This is a genomic window from Pseudomonas sp. HMSC066A08, from assembly GCF_001813025.1.
In the GTDB taxonomy this organism is placed as follows: domain Bacteria; phylum Pseudomonadota; class Gammaproteobacteria; order Pseudomonadales; family Pseudomonadaceae; genus Pseudomonas; species Pseudomonas aeruginosa.
Genome location: NZ_KV811290.1, coordinates 465558 through 484293, shown reverse-complemented (window position 1 = coordinate 484293; position 18736 = coordinate 465558). Strand labels below are relative to the sequence as shown.

Here is an 18736-nt window from a genome sequence, read left to right as displayed (position 1 = left end):
GAGCCATTGCTGACTCAACGGATTTCGAATCCGTCCCGTTCGACCACTCCGGCATCTCTCCGTGCGGCGCGCATGATACCAGCTTGTACGAAGAACGCGAAGCTTTCTTGAAGATTTTTTCGCGTTCTTTCAGATGGTTGCGCGCGTTCGGAGGTTAAAGCGGCACGCCCAGGCGCTTGGCTACCTCTTCGTAGGCTTCGATCACATCGCCGAGGCCCTGGCGGAAGCGGTCCTTGTCCATCTTCTTGCGGGTTTCCTTGTCCCACAGACGGCAGCCGTCCGGGCTGAACTCGTCGCCGAGGACGATCTGGCCATGGAACAGGCCGAACTCCAGCTTGAAGTCCACCAGCAGCAGGCCGGCGTCGTCGAACAGCTTGCTCAGCACTTCATTGACCTTGAAGGAATAGCTCTTCATCTGCGCCAGCTGCTCGGGAGTGGCCCAGCCGAAGGCCTGGACGTGGGATTCGTTGATGAACGGGTCGCCCAGGGCGTCGTTCTTCAGGAACAACTCGAAGGTGGGAGGAGTCAGGGCGATGCCCTCTTCCACGCCGAGGCGACGCACCAGGCTGCCGGCGGCGAAATTGCGCACCACGCACTCGACCGGGATCATGTCGAGCTTCTTCACCAGGCACTCGGTATCCGACAGCAGTTTGTCGAACTGGGTCGGAATGCCGGCAGCTTCCAGCTTCTGCATGATGAAGGCGTTGAACTTGTTGTTCACCGCGCCCTTGCGATCGAGCTGCTCGATGCGCTTGCCGTCGAAGGCGGAGGTGTCGTTGCGGAACAGCAGGATGAGACGATCGGCATCGTCGGTCTGGTAAACCGACTTGGCTTTGCCGCGGTAGAGTTCTTCGCGTTTTTCCATGATGGGCTCCGCTTACGGGTAATAGGGCCTAGGCGATCTCGCGCCAATCCAGGCCTGAATGCTGATCGGCCACCTGCAGCCAGCCCGGATCGCACCCGAGGGTGTCGACGAAGGTTTGCCGGGCCAGCTGCGGCGAGTTGTTCTTTTCGCTGAGATGGGCCAGCACCAGGTGCTGCATGCGACCCCAATCCAGCTGCTTCACCAGTTCTGCGGACTGATGGTTGTTCAAGTGCCCTCGCGAACCGCCTACGCGGGCCTTGAGAAAATAGGGATACGGGCCACCGGCAAGCATCGTGCTGTCGTGGTTGGCCTCGACCACCAGAGCATCCACCGCACGATAGCACTCCAGCACCTCGGCCGTGGCCATTCCCAGATCGGTGAGCATGCCGAAGCGCCGCTGCCCGTCGGACAGCACGAACTGGGTAGGCTCGCGGGCGTCGTGCGGGACGCCAACCACCTGCACTTCCAGCCCGCGGATCGCCAGGCGCTGGCCAGCCCTCAACAGCTCGGCGGGGTGCACCGGGCGGCGCATGCCGCTCAGGGTACCCGCACTGAGATAGACCGGGATTTGGTAATGCCGCGCCAGCAGTTCGACGCCATGGATGTGATCGGCGTGTTCGTGCGTGACCAGGATCGCGTCCAGCTGCGCGGGGCTCAACCCCAGGCGCGCCAGACGCTTGATGACTTCACGCAGCGGGAAGCCGCAATCGATCAGTATCCGGGTGTCAGAACTGCTCACCAAGGCCGAATTGCCCCGGCTTCCGCTGCCCAGAACCGCGAACCGCATTGCGCATGCTCTCCTGGAGTTTTTCCAGTACGTTTTGCGCGACATCGGCCGGCGCAGAGGTGTTGATGTCCTTGTCGACGGTGACCTGCACGGCGTCGCTGACGGTGGTCAGGCGGACCTGGTAGCGCTGCGCCTTGGCGTCTTCCTCTTCCTTGGTCTTCTCGCCGCCGCCGAACAGGCGACTGAAGAACCCGGGCTTGTCTTCGTCGGGCTTCTTCGCCCCTTCGGCGATGTTCACGTAGTACACGCCAAGGCTGCGGTTGAGGTCGTCGACGCGGATATCGGCGTTATCCAGGGCACGCCCGACGCTGACCCAGGAGCGGTCGAAGTCGGATTGCAAGGTCAGCACCGGGTTGCCGCTGCCGTCCTTGCTCAACTCGAAGGTGCCGGGCGTGTCGTAGATCGAGTTGGCTGCCAGCAGGGAGACCGAGCCGCCCTGCTCGGCGCTGCGCGCCATGCTCGCGACCATCTCGTCGAGCAGCGCCGCGTCGAGGCTCGGCGCCACCGACTTGCTCGGCCAGCTCGGGCTGCTGGTGTCACCGGCGGAGCGGGTCTGGCTGAGCACGTAGACCTCGCTGGTATTGCTTTGTACGCCGGGCTCGATGCGCACCCGAACCCGTGCCTGGCCGTCCGGCTCGACGCCGCTCACGCGACTGCTCAGGCGGCGTGCCAGCGGCGCGGAAAGCTGCGACAGCGATTGCCAGTCGGAACTGAACTCGCCGGTCTGCGGGCGCTCGTCGGCGATGCGGAAACCGTTCTCCTCGAAGAACTGCCGGGCCACCGGCCAGACTTCCGCCGGCGGACGCTGGGCCACGACCCAGCGGCTATCGCCGCTGCGCTGCAGGCTGTAGTCGCTGATGTCGCCAGCGTTGGCCAGCGGCTGCGGACGCGGAACCTCGTACTCACCCTCTTTTTCGTGGGTGGTGGCGACGTTCAGCGGAATCGGCAGCAGCGGATCGAGCGGCTTGCTGTGCACCCCTTCGGGCAATTGCATGGGAGGCGTTTCGCGGGCCCCCAGGTAGTCGTCGCCGCGGTCGCGGAAATAGCCCTCCGGCCCCCACAGCCAGCCGCAGCCGGAAGTGTTGCCGATAACCAGGGCGAGGGCGGTCAGTCCAGCCAGTCGCTTCATTGCGTGGAGCTCCTTGATCAAGCCAATACGCCGGTCTGGCGCATGGCCTGACGCAGCGGCTCGTGGCAACGCGGGCTGAGCCAGGTCAGGGGCAGGCGGATGCCCTCGGGGATCAGACCCATCTCATGCAGGGCCCACTTCACCGGAATGGGGTTGGATTCGATGAACAGCGCCTTGTGCAGCGGCATCAGGCGATCGTTGATGGCGCGCGCGGCTGCGGCGTCGCCACGCATGGCGGCGGCGCACAGGTCGCTCATGGCGCGCGGCGCGACGTTGGCGGTCACGGAGATGTTGCCCTTGCCACCCAGCAGCATCAGCTCGACGGCGGTGGCGTCGTCGCCGGAATAGACGAGGAAGTCCTTGCCGACGCGCTCGATGACTTCCTTGGCGCGCTGCAGGTCGCCGGTGGCCTCCTTGATGCCGATGATGTTCGGCACCTTGGACAGGCGCTCGACGGTCTCCGGAAGCATGTCGCAGGAGGTGCGGCCCGGTACGTTGTAGAGGATCTGCGGGATCGCAACGGCTTCGGCGATATGGCGGAAGTGCTGGTACATGCCTTCCTGGGTCGGCTTGTTGTAGTACGGCGTCACCAGCAGGCAGGCGTCGGCGCCGCCGCTTTTCGCGGCCTCGGTCAGCGCCACCGCCTCGCGGGTGGAGTTGGCGCCGGTGCCGGCGATCACCGGGATGCGGCCCTTGACCTGGTCGACCACGCGACGGATCACCTGGATGTGCTCTTCCACGTCCAGCGTGGCCGATTCACCGGTGGTGCCGACGGCGACGATGGCGTTGGTGCCTTCCTGCAGGTGGAAGTCCACCAGCTTGGCGAGGCTGTCCCAGTCCAGTCGACCCTGAGCATCGAAGGGGGTGACCAGTGCCACCATACTGCCCGCAATCATGCAACCGCTCCTGCCGCGAAATTAAAGCGGTAATGGTACTGTCGGCGGCAGGCCTTGCACAAGACGAGCGCCACCTCGTCGGAAGCCGCTGACAGGCGGCAGACGTTTCCCTCGGCGGCGCTTTTCGCTACCCTTCCCGCTTTAGGTACGGCCCGTGCCGCCAGCGTATTCCAGGAAAGTTGAATGTCCACCAGCCAACCCCGCGAACAATTCCTTCTGATCAGCGCCCTCGGCCCCAATCCGATGGAGCTGACCACCCTGCTCTGCCGTGCCTGCGTCGAGAGCCGCTGCGCCGTGGTCAGCAGCCGCCTGACCCGCCACGGAGAGTTCAGCGCCCTGGTGCTGCAGATCTCCGGAAGCTGGGATGCCCTCGCCCGCCTCGAAGGCAGCCTGCCGGCCCTCACCAAGCGCGGCGACATCACCCTCAGCATGACCCGCAGCAACGCCCACGTGACCCGCGCCCAGGCATTGCCCTACGTGGCCTATGTCAGCGCGGTGTATCGCCCGGACATCCTCAACGAACTCTGCCAGTTCTTCATCGACCACAACATCGAGCTGGAGAACCTGACCTGCGACACCTACCAGGCGCCGCACACCAACACCACCATGCTCAACGCCACGATTACCGTGACGCTGCCCGCCGGTACCCAGATCAGCTGGCTGCGCGACCAGTTCCTGGACTTCGCCGACGCCCTGAACCTGGATGCCCTGATCGAACCCTGGCGCCCCCAACACCCCTGAGGAGCCGAGCCATGCCGGTCGCAATCGACAAACCCGTACCCGACTTCACCGCCCCCGCAACCAGCGGCAAGGAGGTGACCCTGTCCGCGCTGAAGGGCAAGCAGGTCGTCCTGTACTTCTACCCGAAGGACAGCACTCCCGGTTGCACCACCGAGGGCCAGGGCTTCCGCGACCAGTACGCGGCGTTCCAGAAGGCCAATACCGAGGTCTTCGGCATCTCCCGCGACGGCCTGAAGTCCCACGAGAACTTCAAGTGCAAACAGGAATTCCCCTTCGAGCTGATCAGCGACAAGGATGAAGCGATCTGCCAGCTGTTCGACGTGATCAAGCTGAAGAAGCTCTACGGCAAGGAGTACATGGGTGTCGACCGCAGCACCTTCCTGATCGACAGGGACGGCGTGCTGCGCCAGGAGTGGCGTGGCGTGAAGGTGCCCGGGCATGTCGATGCGGTTCTCGCCGCCGCCCAGGCGCTCAACGGCGCCTGAGCCCCACCCCGAAAAAAAGGCCGCATCCGCGGCCTTTTTCATTTTTCATGCGGCCGATGCTATCGCGTGGCCGCCGGAGTCTCGGGAAGGTCCTTGGGCCAGGCATCCAGCACCGCTTTCACCAGGGTCGCCAGGGGTATCGCGAAGAACACGCCCCAGAATCCCCAGAGCCCACCGAACAGCAACACCGCGCAGATGATCGCCACCGGGTGCAGGTTCACCGCCTCGGAGAACAGCAGCGGCACCAGCACGTTGCCATCCAGCGCCTGGATGATCGCGTGGGCCACCATCAGGTAGATGAACTGGTCGCTCCAGCCCCACTGGAAGAAGGCGATCATCGCCACCGGTACGCTCACCACCACCGCGCCGATGTACGGCACCACCACCGACAGGCCGACCAGCAGGGCCAGCAGCGCCGCGTAGTTGAGCCCCAGGTAGGCGAAGGCGATGTAGGTCACCGCGCCGGTAATGACGATCTCGATGACCTTGCCGCGAATGTAATTGGCGATCTGCTGGTTCATCTCGGCCCAGACCTGTTTCATCAGCCCGCGCTCGCGCGGCAGGTAGCGGTGGAACCAGGTATGGAAGCGCTTCTTGTCCTTGAGGAAGAAGAACACCAGGATCGGCACCAGCACCAGGTAGATCATGACGTTCACCACCACCGGCAGGCTGGCCAGCGACGAGGTCAGCGCCCACTGGCCGATCTGGCCGAATTCGCCGCGCGCGGTCTCGATCGCCTTGAGCACCTGCTCCTCGCTGATCAGGCTGGGATAGCGCTCGGGCAGCATCAGCAGCACGCTCTGCCATTCGCCGAGCATCCGCGGCAGTTCGTTGAACAGGGTGAACAATTGCTGCCAGAGCAGCGGCAGCAGGACCACCAGGAACAGCGCCAGCAAGCCGAGGAACAGGCTGTAGACCAGCCACACGGCGAACAGGTGCGGCACCCGGAAGCGTTCCAGCATGCCGACCACGCCCTGGATCAGGAAGGCGATCACCATCGCCGCCAGTACCGGCGCGAGCATCCCGCCGAAGGCGAGGATGACGCTGAAGCCGAGCACCAGCATGATCGCCAGCACCACTGCCTCCTCGTCGGAGAAGTAGCGCTGCATCCAGTCGCGTAACACCTTGATCATCGGAAATCCTGAATCGGAACGGCGAAGGCTCCGCTAACGCTTGCGCAGCCAGTATCGATAGATGCCTTCGGCGACCTCTTCGCGCAGCAATTCATGGCCGGCGAGCTGGGCGAAGGCCCGGAAGTCTCGCTGCGACCCGGCATCGGTGGCGATCACCTTGAGCACCCCGCCGCTGGGCAGGCGGTTCAGCTCCAGCTTGGCCTTTAGCAGGGGCAGCGGACAATTGAGACCACTGGCATCCAGCTCCGCGTCACATACCAGGGGGGATGAATCGTTATCCGTCATGACAGCCTCTCCCGAAGGGCCGACAAGCATACCCAAGCCTATCCGCCGCTGGCCAGTTGAAACGGCGCACGAAGTCCAACAGCTTCGGGTCTCGGGCAGATACCTAGGCAGTGCCGATAACCAACGGCTAAAGTAAGGCCTTTGCCAACCTGAGCCTCCTGCATGAATGTACTGCGCCCTGCCCTGTTGACGCTCGCCTGCATGCTCGCTTCGCCGGTCATGTCGGACGATCTGCCCTCCCTGGGCGACGCATCTTCCTCGATCGTTTCGCCGGAGCAGGAGTTCCAGCTGGGCCGCGCCTGGCTGAGCATGCTGCGCAACCAGGTCGATGCGATCTCCGACCCGCAGCTCAAGGACTTCGTCGAAAGCAGCGTCTACCGGCTGGCCGAAACCAGCGACCTGCAGGACCACCGGCTGGCCTTCATCCTCATCCGCGACGCACAGATCAACGCCTTCGCCGCGCCCGGCGGCGTGATCGGGGTCAACGGCGGGCTACTGCTCAACGCCCAGACCGAAGGCGAGTATGCCGCGGTGCTGGCCCACGAACTCGGCCACCTGATCCAGCGCCACTTCGCCCGCGGCATCGAGGCACAGCAGCGCATGCAACTGCCGGTGATGGCGGCGATGCTCGCCGGCATCGTCGCCGCGGCCGCCGGCGCAGGGGATGCGGGTATCGCGGCGATCGCCGGGACCCAGGCGGCGGCGATCCAGAACCAGTTGCGCTTTTCCCGGCAGAACGAGCAGGAAGCCGACCGCGTCGGCGTCACCAACATGGTTCGCGCCGGTTACGATCCGCGCTCAATGCCGAACATGTTCGAGCGCCTGGCGCGGCAGTATCGCTACGACGGCAAGCCCCCGGAGTTCCTCCTCACCCACCCGGTCACCGAATCGCGTATCGCCGACACCCGTAACCGCGCCGAACAGTATCCCCAGGGCGGCAAGGAAGACAGCCTGCGCTACCAGCAGATGCGCGCGCGCACCCAGTTGCTCTTCGAGGAAACCCCGGGGATGGCCGGCAAGCGCTTCCGCGCCATGCTCAACGACAATCCCAAGCTGGACGCCGCGCGCTACGGGCTTGCCATCTCGCAGACGCGCATCGGCCAGCTCAACGATGCCCGTGACAACCTCAGGCAATTGCTGACGAAGGCGCCCAACGACGTCGCCTACAACCTGGCCCAGGTCGAGCTGGACATCACTGCCAACCGCCTTCCGGATGCCGACCAGCGGTTGAAGAAGATGCTCGCCCAGTTCCCCAGCAGCTACCCGCTGAAACAGATGCGCGCCGACCTGATGCTGAAGATGAGCAAGCCGCAGGAATCGGAGAAGATCCTCGACGACCTGAGCAAGGCGCGGCCGCTGGACCCGGATGTCTGGAACCGCCTGGCCGAGGTGCGCAGCCTGACCAACAACGCCATCGGCGTGCACCAGGCCCGGGCCGAGTACCTGTCTCTGACCGGCGACTACCAGGCCGCCATCGAGCAACTCGATTTCGCCAAGCGCCGCGCTGGCGGCAACTTCCAACTGGCTGCGCGACTCGACGCCCGGCAGCAGGAAATTCGCCAGCAGGAAAAGATGGTCAAGGAAATGTTCCGCTGAGCGGCGTATCCGAGGAAAAACGCCCGACGATGCTCGTCGAAACAGAGGGTTGGGCGAACAACCGCACCGCGCTTACTCGCCCTACGCAGCGGGACGCCCTCGTCAGGATCAGGCGTTCCCGGCCTGGCGCAGGCGCGCGGCCTGGGTGAAGTCGAGCATGCGCTTCAGCGGACGGACCGCCCGCGGGATCAACGCCGGGTCGACGAAGATTTCCCCGCTGCCCTCGCGCAGGCAGGCCAGGGTCCGCTCGAGCGTGTTCATCGCCATCCACGGGCAGTGCGCGCAGCTGCGGCAGGCGGCGCCGTTGCCGGCGGTGGGGGCCTCGATGAAATCCTTGTCCGGGCACAGCTGCTGCATCTTGTAGAAGATGCCGCGATCGGTGGCGACGATGAAGGTCTTGTTCGGCAGGGTCTGCGCGGCCTTGATCAACTGGCTGGTCGAGCCCACGGCATCGGCCAGCGCGACCACGCTTTCCGGCGACTCGGGGTGGACCAGGATGGCGGCATCCGGGTAGAGCGCCTTCATGTCTTCCAGCTGCTTGGCCTTGAACTCCTCGTGGACGATGCAGGCGCCGTCCCAGAGCAGCATGTCGGCCCCCGTCTCGCGCTGGATGTAGCGTCCCAGGTGCTGGTCCGGTGCCCAGAGGATGGGCTCGCCGTTGTCCATCAGGTGTTCGACGATCTCCACCGCGCAACTGGAGGTCACGACCCAGTCGGCGCGTGCCTTCACCGCTGCGGAGGTGTTCGCATAGACCACCACGGTCCGTTCCGGGTGCTGGTCGCAGAATGCCGAGAATTCATCCACCGGACAGCCCAGGTCGAGCGAGCAGGTCGCTTCGAGGGTCGGCATCAGCACGCGCTTCTCGGGGTTGAGGATCTTCGCCGTCTCGCCCATGAAGCGCACCCCGGCCACGACCACCGTCTGCGCCGGATGCTGGTTGCCGAAACGGGCCATCTCCAGCGAATCGGATACGCAACCGCCGGTCTCCTCGGCCAACGCCTGGATCACCGGGTCGCAGTAGTAATGCGCCACCAGTACAGCATTTTGCGCCTTCAGTTCGGCCGCGATCGCCGCGCGATGCTCGGCGCTCTCCTGCTCGCTCAACACACGGGGTTGCTTGGCGGCCAGGTGGGCCTGGACCAGGAGTCGTTCGGAAATGTGCGTCATAGTCGCTACACCTGAAGGCGCAACAGCGCGTCTCTCGATTTTATACCCGGCGGCAGGCTGGACCGCAGGGAACTGACGATTGCAGGTTTCGGGCACGGCACCCGTGTCTCCCCTTGAGCAAACCCCGGGGATCCGCCTGCAAGGCCGCGGATTCTAACCGCATAGGTCGCGCCAGGGCCATCCCGGCGTCCGTACCACCCTGGCCGGTGGCTACGCTAACAAAAGACATAGGTTTCGGTCGTTAGACCTACGCGACATAATTTTTTCGTTTCTTAGAACCGTACCTTGCTCGGTTCACTCCACGACCGAACACGACATGCCGGCATGCTTGCGTTAATACTTTGGTATTATTCCCTTGGTATTAACGTTAAATAACCGGTAAATATCCGGATTTTCTTTTCGTCGAATTTACGAGCAATATGAAACATATTTCGTTGAAATAAGCTCTTCTTTCACATAATTATAAAAATATCCTGAAACAGAGCCGTCATCCCTCACCTCCAAAACGACGACTCCCCGTGCCGTGCGCCCGCCGCTCAGAAAGCGAGCCGGCGGCCGATTCCACCCTCGCACGCCAGCCCTTGCGCTTCACTGACCGACGGGAGGTTTCCCCGATGAAAACGTCATCCAGAAGACAAGTTGAAACACTCGGGCGCTATCTATCGAGTCCTCGACGCTTCTTCCACAGTAGCGGCAACCTGACCCGATCAAGGGAAGCGGCACGCGCCACCCAATAAAAGGAATAAGGGATGCCTATTCATAACCTGAATCACGTGAACATGTTCCTCCAGGTCATCGCCTCCGGTTCGATTTCCTCCGCTGCGCGGATCCTGCGCAAGTCGCACACTGCGGTCAGCTCGGCGGTCAGCAACCTGGAAATCGACCTGTGCGTGGAGCTGGTCCGTCGGGACGGCTACAAGGTCGAACCCACCGAGCAGGCGCTTCGCCTGATCCCTTACATGCGCAGCCTGCTGAACTACCAGCAACTGATCGGCGACATCGCCTTCAATCTCAACAAGGGCCCGCGCAATCTCCGGGTGCTGCTGGACACCGCCATCCCGCCGTCGTTCTGCGATACGGTGAGCAGCGTACTGCTCGACGATTTCAACATGGTCAGCCTGATACGCACCTCGCCCGCCGACAGCCTGGCGACGATCAAGCAGGACAACGCGGAAATCGATATCGCCATCACCATCGACGAGGAACTGAAGATCTCCCGCTTCAACCAGTGCGTGCTCGGCTACACCAAGGCGTTCGTCGTCGCCCATCCGCAGCACCCGTTGTGCAATGCCTCCCTGCACAGCATCGCGAGCCTGGCCAATTACCGGCAGATCAGCCTCGGTAGCCGCTCCGGGCAGCATTCGAACCTGCTGCGGCCGGTCAGCGACAAGGTACTCTTCGTGGAAAACTTCGACGACATGCTGCGTCTGGTGGAAGCCGGCGTCGGATGGGGCATCGCGCCGCATTATTTCGTCGAGGAACGCCTGCGCAACGGTACCCTGGCAGTCCTCAGCGAACTCTACGAACCGGGCGGCATCGACACCAAGGTGTATTGCTACTACAACACCGCGCTGGAATCCGAGCGCAGCTTCCTGCGCTTTCTCGAAAGCGCCCGCCAGCGCCTGCGCGAACTGGGCCGCCAGCGTTTCGACGATGCGCCGGCCTGGCAACCGAGCCTCGTCGAAACGGTGCAGCGCCGCTCAGGCCCGAAGGCGCTCGCGTACCGCCAACGCGCCGCACCAGAGTAGAGCGTTCTCCAGTAGACGCTGGCCGTGGGTGGTGAGAATCGACTCGGGATGGAATTGCAAGCCCAGCTGTCGATTGCGCGGATCGGCCATCGCCATGATCTCGCCATCGGCATCGGCCAGGCAGTCGAAACCTTCCGGCAGGCGACTGACCACCAGCGAGTGGTAGCGCGCGACGCGCAGGTCAGCGATGCCGTCGAACAGCGGGTGACGCTGATCGAAACGCAGGGACGTGCTCTTGCCATGCAGCGGCTTCCTCGCCTCGCCCACCGCGCCACCGGCGGCCAGCGCCAGCGCCTGGTGGCCGAGGCAGACGCCGAGCACCGGCAAGCGCCCGCGGGCCCAGGCGAGCAATTCCAGCATACAGCCGGCGTCTTCCGGCCGACCGGGCCCCGGCGACAGCACCAGCAGTTCGCAACCGTCGGCCAGCAATGCCGCCTGGATCGTCGGCAACGGCGTATCGTTGCGCATCACCCGGACCTCCGCGCCGAGCAGGCAGAACTGCTCGACCAGGTTGTAGGTGAAGGAATCGAAGTTATCCAACAGCGTGATGCGCATCGCGCTCTCCCCTTTCGCGTTCGGCAGCGGCCACGGCGGTCAGCACCGCCAGCGCCTTGTTGCGGGTTTCCTCGGCCTCCAGCCGTGGATCCGAATCCAGCACCACGCCGGCGCCTGCCCGAACCCGCGCGATACCTTCGCGGACCTCGGCGGAGCGGATGACAATGCTGGTATCGAGGTTGCCGGCGCTGTCGAGAATGCCGATCGCACCACCGTAGCTGCCGCGATAGCCATCCTCGTACTGCCGCAGCAACTGCATGGCACGGACCTTCGGCGCGCCGACCAGGGTGCCCATGTTCAGGCAGGCACGGTAGGCATGCAGCGCATCCAGTTCGCCGTGCAGTTCGCCAGCCACGCGCGAGACCAGGTGCATCACGTGGCTGTAGCGATCGACCTTGAGCATGTCGCGCACCTGCCGGGTACCGCTGCGGCAGACGCGCGCCAGATCGTTGCGCGCCAGGTCGACCAGCATCATGTGCTCGGCGATCTCCTTGGCATCCAGGCGCAACTCCGCTTCCAGGCGATTGTCCAGTTCCGCATCGATGCCGCCCCGGGCATCGCGTCCGCGCGGGCGGGTGCCGGCGATGGGATAGAGTTCCACCTCGCGACTCTCCGCGTCGTACTTCAATGCCGACTCCGGCGAAGCGCCGAACAGGCAGAAGTCCCCCGCATCGAGGAAGAAGCGGTACGGGCTGGGGTTGCGCAGGCACAACTGGCGATAGGCCCGCCAGGGGTCCGCGCACGGCATGCTGAAGCTGCGCGAAGGTACGATCTGGAACACGTCGCCGGCCCTCACGTGGGCCTGCAGGCGTTCTACCTGGCGGGCAAAGCTCGCATCGTCCAGGTCGACCTGGTAGTTGCCGGCCCGTACGCCTGCCACCGGCGACTCGGAAGCCTCCTCCACGGCGCCATGGAATTCGTCGGCACATTGGCGCAGGCTGGCGACCAACCGGTCGTGCCCGGCCGGATCGTGGACGAACGCTTGCAGCGAAGTCCGGCGCGCCAGGTGATCGATATCCAGCAGCAACTCCGGCACCAGGAACAGGTAGTCCGGGCAATGCCGCGCAGGTTCGACCGGCGCCGGCAAGGGTTCGAACTGCTCGGCCAGGTCGAAACTGAACAGGCCGCCCAGCAGCGCGGGCCCCTCCGCGTCGCCCAGCGTTCCGAGCACGCGGCGCAGCGCCTCCAGGCTGGACAGGCCATGCAGGCGTCGCCACTCGTCCGCATGCGGCTCTTCCGGGGGGAAGCGCCAGTGCAGGGTGTCGCCGTCACGCAAGCAGGTGACCTGGGCCGGACAGGCCTCGCTCAACGGCGCCAGCAAGGCGCGTCCGTTGGAGTTCAACGCCCGCAGCACCACATCGCGCCCCCAGCACTCAATGCGCAGGCAGCTGGAAAGGATCGCCACGCTACGCCGCGCAGCCTTGCTGTCCACGTCGAAGCAGTCGAACAGCATCCGGTTGGCGCCGGCCATGCGCCAGATCGACAGCGCCTCCGGCACCAGCGTGCGGTACTCCAGACTTTCTTCCAGTCGATAGCCAACCCCGCTCACGAGCCACCTCCTCGCGCCCATGGGCGACTGGCCTGCGCGACGCTAGCGCGCAACGGCATGTTCATCATCGATAACCCCCCTTTTCCCCCAATTGCGACCGCTGCCGTCGGCGGCGATCGCCGCAATGGATGTCCCGTCTCAGTCCAGAGGCAGCGCCTGGCGGGAGAGAATCTCCAGCATCCGGCGCATGCTCCCCAGGTGCAGTTCGCCGGGCAGGAAGTCGACGCTCTGCCCACCCCAGGCGCGGTGCAGCTCCTCGCTCAGTTCGTCGAGGGACTCGCCCATGGACTGGCGCCAGAGCAACCGCCGGCACAGGCGCAGACACTCGGTATAGGCCGACTCAGCCCCATCCGCGGCCAGCCGCCCCCGCAGCAGGCCGCCGTGTCCCGGGATCAGTTGCAGCAGGGTCGGCAGACGCTGCAGGCGTTCCAGGGACTCCAGGTAAGCCTCCATGTCATCGAACACCAGCGGCCGCCACACCCCCTCTGCCTCGTCGAACTCGCCCAGGGCATCACCGCAGAACAGGCGTCGGCGTCGCACGTCGTAGAAAACCACGTGATCGTCGCTGTGGCCGTGGGCCTCTATGACCTGCAGGCGATGCCGCGGCCCCAGCTCCAGCCACTCGCCGTCGGCCACCGCGCGCACCGGCAGAGCGTTCCAGGCACAGGCCTCGGGCAACCGCTGCTCCGCACGCAACAGTTGCCGGTTCAAGCGCTCGACCACCCGCACCGCGCTTTCCGACTTCCAGGCCAGGCAGGTCCGCTCGGACGCCAGGACCTGCACGTTCGGCAGCCGCGGACACAGGTAGGGCAGCAGGCCGCAGTGGTCGTAGTGCTTGTGGGTGATCAGCCAGTAGTGCACCTGGGACGGGTCGGCGACCCAGCGGCACAGGTCCGCCCAAACCAATTCGGCATCCCGGCTGATCCCTCCTTCAACCAGCGCCCAGCTCGCCTCACCGAGACGCAGCAGGAACACCGGCACCTGGACGTCCCCCAACAGGCACAGGTCATCATCCAGTTGACCGGGAGCCGAAAGCCTCAACATGGCCGGTTCACCTCCTCAGGCTTGCGGTACAGCGCCGCGCCCCAGGTCGCGCCGGAACCGTAGGTCAGGACCAGCACCCGCTGTCCCGGCTGGATGTCCGGCCAGAACATCGCCAGCGTGACCGGGGTCGAGGCCGAAGCCATGTTGCCCAGACGATCCACGGTCACCGCGAACTTGTGCTGGGGAATGCCCAGTTGCTCCTGCACCGCATCGAGGATGCGCAGGTTCGGTTGATGGCAGATCACATGGTCGATGTCGTCCAGGGTCAGCTCATGGGCCGCGAGCATTTCGCCGGCGATCCGTACCAGGGTCTGGCTGGCATGCTCGAACATCGGCCGGCCGCGCATGAGGAACTCGCCCCCGCCCTCGCGCAGGACGTTCTCGTCGAGGAAGGTCGGCGAGGCACTGCCCGGCGCCGCGGTCATCAGCAGGTCGAAGTAGTTGCCGTCGGCGCCCAGGCGCAGGTCCAGCAGGCCGTCGTCGAGGCTCTCGCCGGCGCTGACCACCACTGCGCCGGCACCGTCGCCGAGCAGGATCGACAGGTTGCGGCCACGGTCCGAACAGTCCATGCGCTTGGATAGCACCTCGCCGCAGACCACCAGGACATGCCGTGCCAACCCGGCGAGGATCTGCCCGCGAGCCATCTGCAAGCCGTACAGCAACCCGCTGCACTGTGCCCGGATATCCAGCACCGGGATGTGCCGCAGGCCCAGCAGCGGCTGGATCAGGCAGGCCTGGGACGGGTCGTGGTGGTCCGGCGACAGGGTGTTCACCAGCAACAGGTCGATGTCCTCCGGCAGCAGCCCGGCAGCCTCGATGGCCTGGCGCGCCGCCGGCACCATCAGCGCGCTGACCGCCTGTTCCGGCTCGACGTGATAGCGGGTGCGCACGCCGGTGCGTTCGACGATGAACTCGTCCGACGTATTGATGCGCCCGACCAGGTCATGATTGCTGACCTGGCGTTTCGGCAGGCTGAAACCCAGCCCGGCCAGGATCGGATTACCCATGTGCAGCCCTCCTCGGACACCGTGGTTCAACATGGCGATGCCTCAGCACACCAGCACCTCGCCCAATTGCCAGACCTGGGCGGCGAAACCCCAGCCAGTGGCTGCGCCGGCCATGACGATACGATCGCCGGGGCGGATCTTGCCCTCGCGCAGGCCGGTCATCAGGGTGTACGGGATGGAAACGGAGATCATCACGCCGGTATCGCCCATCGTCAGCTGGTACTGCTCCGGACGGGCACCGATGCCCTCGGCCCAGGCCTTGACCAGGAACGGCGCTGGCTGGTGGAAGACGAAATAATCGATGTCATCGCTGCCCAGGCCGGCCTTCTCCAACGCCCGGCGCATCGCGATCGGCACGTTGGTCGGGACGAAGCTGGCCATCTTGTTCTGGCCGTCGCTGAACAACGAGAAATACAGCCGCGGCTTGGCCTCGCCGGTCGGGTTTTCCGGCAGGCGCCAGCGACCAGTGGCCACTTCATAGAACGTGGCGTCGCTGTGTTCGGCCGAAGCCAGCAGGTCGCAGCTGTCGTCGTCGCCGCGGGTCAGCAGGGCCACCGCGCAGCCATCGGCGAACAGGGTCGAGGTACGCGAGGTGAAGTCGAGCAGGTTGGAGATGTACTCGCTGCACACCACCAGCACTTTCTCGGCCTTTCCCTGGCGGATCATGCTCGCTGCCAGGCGCAGGTTGAGCAGGAAGCTGGCGCACTCCATCTGCGAATCCAATGGCAGCGCCCGGCTCAGGCCGAGCTGCTTGGACAGCACGTTGGCCATGCGCGGATAGAGACGCCCGCGCAGGTCCGGCAGGACATCGCCGGCGTCGGTCATGATCGGCGAGGAAGCCGAACAGATCAGCATGTCCACGCTATCCGGCGCGGTATCGCTGCTGCGCAGCAGGCGCTCGGCGGCCCGGACCACCAGGCTGAACTCGTTCTCGCCGTTCCGCGGGTCGAAATAGCCCCGCCGATTGACGCCCCAGAATTGCCACCAGGACTCGCTGAGGTCCGGTACCGCGGCGAACACCGGATCGTCGTTTTCGTAGCTGCGAGCCGGAAGTTCACAGGTGATCGCTGCCAGTTTGACCTTATGCATGAGCTTCTCCCGCCAGTTCCAGGGTCACGCCCTCCACCACCATGCCGAACGGATCGAAGCTGATCAGCAGCAGTTCATCCAGACGGTCGCGCTGTGCCGCGCGCAGTTGCGACGCCAGTTCGAACGGCCCCAGGCAACGACCATCGGGCCGTCCCTGGCCGAACCATTCCTCGCGCACCCAGTTCAGTTGCGGGAAGTCCCCGGCCAGACGGGTGAATCCGGCGCGTACCGCTTCGGGCAATCCAGGTTGGGCCGGCAGGTTGAGGTGTCCCTTGACGTCGCCTACCTGGCGAATATCGGTGTTCAGCGGAATGCTCAACGGCAGCCATTCCTGCGCCGGATCACCGCCCAGCGCACCGCGACGGAACGCGGCCTTGCCGGTCGGCCGGCAGAGCAGGGCCAGGGCGCCGTCGGCAAGGGCGAAGCCGGACTCGCTGTCCACTTCCAATCCCTGGCTGGATTCGCCGCGCACGACCAGGACGTTGCGATAGCCCTGGTCGCTGGCGAGGGTATCGACCACGTAGAGGGCGCGGGCCAGGCTCGAGTCGGTGAGGTCGAAGACATGCGCGCGATTCGCGCCGAGGACCTTCTGCAACGGATGGCCGATCTTCGGCGCCATGATGTCGCGGTTCTCGATCAGATGGTCGGGAGACAGGGCGAGGCCGACGATCAGGTCGATCTCCTCGGGCTTGACCGCCGCCTCGTCCAGGGCTTCGCGAACCGCCGGCAGCAAGCGCTGCATCAGCATCTCGTCGCCCTGGGCGCGAGGGCGTTCGCCTCCCAGCGGCCCCTCCAGACACACATAGGATGGGGGCAGGTTCACCCCCACAGCCTGAATCAACATGCCCGTTCCTCCGGAAGGTTGTCGTGATAAAGGGTGTCGGCCAGGTGGCGCAGCTCGGCGCGCGCCAACTTGCCGTTGTCGTTGCGCGGCAAGGCCGGCAGCACATGCAATTGGCTGGGCAGCATGTGCGAAGGAATCTGTTCGGCGAGATGCTGGTCGATACGCTGCGCCAGCAGGATCTGGTTGTCGTCCAGCGGAGTGGCCAGGGTGACGAACAGGGTCGGACGCAAGCCATCGTGCAGCCGGCAGGTAGGAACCAGAACCGCCTCGCTCACTTCCGGCAGATGACGGCAGATCGCCTGCTCGACCTGGGTCGGCACCACCCAGCGGCCATTCACCTTGAACAGATCGTCTTCCCGCCCACAGTGGCGGTAGGCACCCGCCCCGTCGCGCTCGAACAGGTCGCCGGTGCGGTACCAGCCACCTGCGAAGCGCGCCTGCTGCTCTTCGCTGGCTCGCCAGTAACCCGGACTCAATCCGGGCCCACGCACCAACAGCACACCTTGCTGGCCCGCTTCCTCGATAGTGTGTCCTTCGCGGTCCACCAGCCGGCACTCATAGCCAGGCAACGGCAGCCCGGTGCTATCGGCACGCGCCTGGCCCGGGCGGTTGGCGAGGAACACATGGCCGACCTCGGTAGCCCCGATGCCGTCGCAGATCTCCAGCCCGTGCGCGGCCCAGAATTCGAACTCGCCACGCGGCAGCGGCGAGCCGGCGGAAAACGCCAGGCGCACGCTGCTCAACAGCTCCCTGGCCTGCGGACGCAGCGAGGCATAGATGGCTGGCACCCCGAACAGGACCCGGGGGCGGAAGGCGACCAGGTTCTCCAGGACCCGCTCCGGGCTCGGCCAGGTATCGTCGAGCAGCGCCGAGGCTCCGCTGAACCAGGGAAAGAACAGGCTGTTGCCCATGCCATAGCCGAAGAACATCTTGGGAATCGAATACAGCCGGTCTCCCGGCTGCAATGCCAGCAACTCCGTAGCGAACGCCCGACAGAAACCGAACGTGTTGCGCAGGCTGTGGATCACGCCCTTCGGCGCGCCGGTGGAACCCGAGGTGTACTGCAGGTAGCAGGGCGCCGTCGGCGCCTGGCGCTGAAAACCATCCCAGTCGGCCTCGGCAGCGCCCGCCAGCGCATCCAGGGAGAAGTCGTCGAGCAGCGGCTGCCCGCTGCTGGCACGCAGGGTCAGCGGCACCAGCGCCCCGTCCAGCGGCGGCGCATCGGCTTCAAGCACCACCAGGCTGGCCTGGCAGTCGGCCAGAATCTCGGCCAGCGCCTGCTCGCGGGTCTTCGGATTGATCACCGCAGGAACCGCGCCGACGGCGATGCAGGCGAGGAACAGGCAGACCAGCGAGGGCGAATCGTTGAGCGCCAGCAGCACCCGGTCACCGGGTTCGAGCACCCGGGCCAGTTGGCTTGCCTGCGAGAGGATGGCGGAACGGCACTCCCGCCGGCTCAGGGTCTGACCCTGATAGTGATACAGCGCGATACCGGGATCGAAGTCGAGGCGGAACAGAACCTCGGTCAGGTTGGCCAGTGTGGACATGACGGAACGTTCCCTCTTCAGCGAAGCGATAGGCGCTCCGCGTCAGGAAAGGCCTGAGCCAGAGCGCTTGCTTTGTCAGGAACGGGAAACTAGCGGCGCTGGACGAAGCGCGATATTCGGAGTCCGAACGAAAAAGTTTCGGTGACGGAAGAATCACCGTCGCCCCTGGCTGCTGCCGGGATAATCCTGGACCGCGTGAAGGACGGCTCTCCAGCGAAATGGCAGGCGGGCGGGCGGCGATCATCCGGATCAATTCATCGGACGGAAAT

18 protein-coding genes are annotated in these 18736 nt (G+C 65.1%); 4 read left to right on the top strand and 14 right to left on the bottom strand.

Features of this window, described 5'->3' with window-relative positions; all coding sequences use genetic code 11:
- Window positions 1–154: 154 nt before the first annotated feature.
- Genes purC through dapA form a run of 4 tightly spaced genes read right to left on the bottom strand, consistent with a single transcriptional unit; the run spans window position 155 to window position 3677 of the window.
- Window positions 155–865, bottom strand: coding sequence for a phosphoribosylaminoimidazolesuccinocarboxamide synthase (gene purC / locus HMPREF2886_RS11550; protein WP_033973509.1), 711 nt, complete (start codon window positions 863–865; stop codon window positions 155–157).
- A gap of 28 nt (window positions 866–893) precedes the next feature.
- Entirely contained in the window at window positions 894–1652 is a 759-nt protein-coding gene (locus HMPREF2886_RS11545; protein ID WP_033973511.1) for an MBL fold metallo-hydrolase, read from the bottom strand.
- Entirely contained in the window at window positions 1591–2781 is a 1191-nt protein-coding gene (bamC, locus tag HMPREF2886_RS11540; RefSeq protein WP_033973512.1) for an outer membrane protein assembly factor BamC, read from the bottom strand. The genes HMPREF2886_RS11545 and bamC overlap by 62 nt, the downstream gene beginning before the upstream one ends.
- Before the next feature lie 17 nt (window positions 2782–2798).
- Entirely contained in the window at window positions 2799–3677 is an 879-nt protein-coding gene (gene dapA, locus HMPREF2886_RS11535) for a 4-hydroxy-tetrahydrodipicolinate synthase (RefSeq protein ID WP_003086270.1), read from the bottom strand.
- A gap of 183 nt (window positions 3678–3860) precedes the next feature.
- On the opposite strand from dapA, the gene HMPREF2886_RS11530 reads away from it, so the two are divergent.
- Entirely contained in the window at window positions 3861–4418 is a 558-nt protein-coding gene (locus HMPREF2886_RS11530; protein WP_003086267.1) for a glycine cleavage system transcriptional repressor, read from the top strand.
- An 11-nt stretch (window positions 4419–4429) separates the two neighbouring features.
- Window positions 4430–4903 (top strand): peroxiredoxin, encoded by a 474-nt coding sequence (locus HMPREF2886_RS11525; RefSeq protein ID WP_033976616.1) that lies wholly within the window; start codon window positions 4430–4432, stop codon window positions 4901–4903.
- Between the two features lie 59 nt (window positions 4904–4962).
- Here HMPREF2886_RS11525 and HMPREF2886_RS11520 read toward each other — a convergent pair whose 3' ends face one another.
- Together HMPREF2886_RS11520 and HMPREF2886_RS11515 are read right to left on the bottom strand one after the other, a co-directional pair.
- The gene (locus tag HMPREF2886_RS11520) at window positions 4963–6036 is read right to left on the bottom strand and encodes an AI-2E family transporter (protein ID WP_003108615.1); all 1074 of its coding nucleotides are present in this window, start codon (window positions 6034–6036) and stop codon (window positions 4963–4965) included.
- Window positions 6037–6069: 33 nt separating this feature from the next.
- Window positions 6070–6321, bottom strand: a complete 252-nt coding sequence (locus tag HMPREF2886_RS11515; RefSeq protein WP_033973517.1) for a sulfurtransferase TusA family protein — start codon at window positions 6319–6321, stop codon at window positions 6070–6072.
- A 162-nt stretch (window positions 6322–6483) separates the two neighbouring features.
- Between HMPREF2886_RS11515 and HMPREF2886_RS11510 the strand changes: the two genes are divergently transcribed.
- A complete protein-coding gene (locus HMPREF2886_RS11510; RefSeq protein ID WP_033973518.1) occupies window positions 6484–7917 on the top strand; it encodes a tetratricopeptide repeat protein in 1434 nt (477 codons plus the stop codon).
- A gap of 108 nt (window positions 7918–8025) precedes the next feature.
- On the opposite strand, the gene nadA is transcribed toward HMPREF2886_RS11510, so the two are convergent.
- Window positions 8026–9084 (bottom strand): quinolinate synthase NadA, encoded by a 1059-nt coding sequence (gene nadA / locus HMPREF2886_RS11505; protein ID WP_003112547.1) that lies wholly within the window; start codon window positions 9082–9084, stop codon window positions 8026–8028.
- A 749-nt stretch (window positions 9085–9833) separates the two neighbouring features.
- On the opposite strand from nadA, the gene mvfR reads away from it, so the two are divergent.
- The gene (mvfR, locus tag HMPREF2886_RS11500; protein ID WP_033973519.1) at window positions 9834–10832 is read left to right on the top strand and encodes a multiple virulence factor transcriptional regulator MvfR; all 999 of its coding nucleotides are present in this window, start codon (window positions 9834–9836) and stop codon (window positions 10830–10832) included.
- On the opposite strand, the gene phnB is transcribed toward mvfR, so the two are convergent.
- From phnB to pqsA, 7 genes are all read right to left on the bottom strand, one after another.
- Window positions 10785–11387 (bottom strand): anthranilate synthase component II, encoded by a 603-nt coding sequence (phnB, locus tag HMPREF2886_RS11495; protein WP_003112548.1) that lies wholly within the window; start codon window positions 11385–11387, stop codon window positions 10785–10787. The genes mvfR and phnB overlap by 48 nt on opposite strands.
- A complete protein-coding gene (locus HMPREF2886_RS11490) occupies window positions 11365–12957 on the bottom strand; it encodes an anthranilate synthase component 1 (protein WP_039027700.1) in 1593 nt (530 codons plus the stop codon). The genes phnB and HMPREF2886_RS11490 overlap by 23 nt, the downstream gene beginning before the upstream one ends.
- 117 nt (window positions 12958–13074) lie before the next feature.
- Window positions 13075–13980 (bottom strand): 2-aminobenzoylacetyl-CoA thioesterase PqsE, encoded by a 906-nt coding sequence (gene pqsE, locus HMPREF2886_RS11485; protein WP_039027701.1) that lies wholly within the window; start codon window positions 13978–13980, stop codon window positions 13075–13077.
- On the bottom strand, window positions 13974–14987 hold the full coding sequence (pqsD, locus tag HMPREF2886_RS11480; RefSeq protein ID WP_003117014.1) for an anthraniloyl-CoA anthraniloyltransferase: 1014 nt from the start codon (window positions 14985–14987) through the stop codon (window positions 13974–13976). The genes pqsE and pqsD overlap by 7 nt, the downstream gene beginning before the upstream one ends.
- Window positions 14988–15029: 42 nt before the next feature.
- On the bottom strand, window positions 15030–16076 hold the full coding sequence (gene pqsC, locus HMPREF2886_RS11475; RefSeq protein ID WP_003108612.1) for a 2-heptyl-4(1H)-quinolone synthase subunit PqsC: 1047 nt from the start codon (window positions 16074–16076) through the stop codon (window positions 15030–15032).
- Window positions 16069–16920, bottom strand: coding sequence for a 2-heptyl-4(1H)-quinolone synthase subunit PqsB (pqsB, locus tag HMPREF2886_RS11470; protein ID WP_003108611.1), 852 nt, complete (start codon window positions 16918–16920; stop codon window positions 16069–16071). The genes pqsC and pqsB overlap by 8 nt, the downstream gene beginning before the upstream one ends.
- A complete protein-coding gene (gene pqsA / locus HMPREF2886_RS11465; RefSeq protein ID WP_033976611.1) occupies window positions 16914–18467 on the bottom strand; it encodes an anthranilate--CoA ligase in 1554 nt (517 codons plus the stop codon). Before pqsA ends, pqsB begins: the two co-directional genes overlap by 7 nt.
- Window positions 18468–18736: the final 269 nt, after the last annotated feature.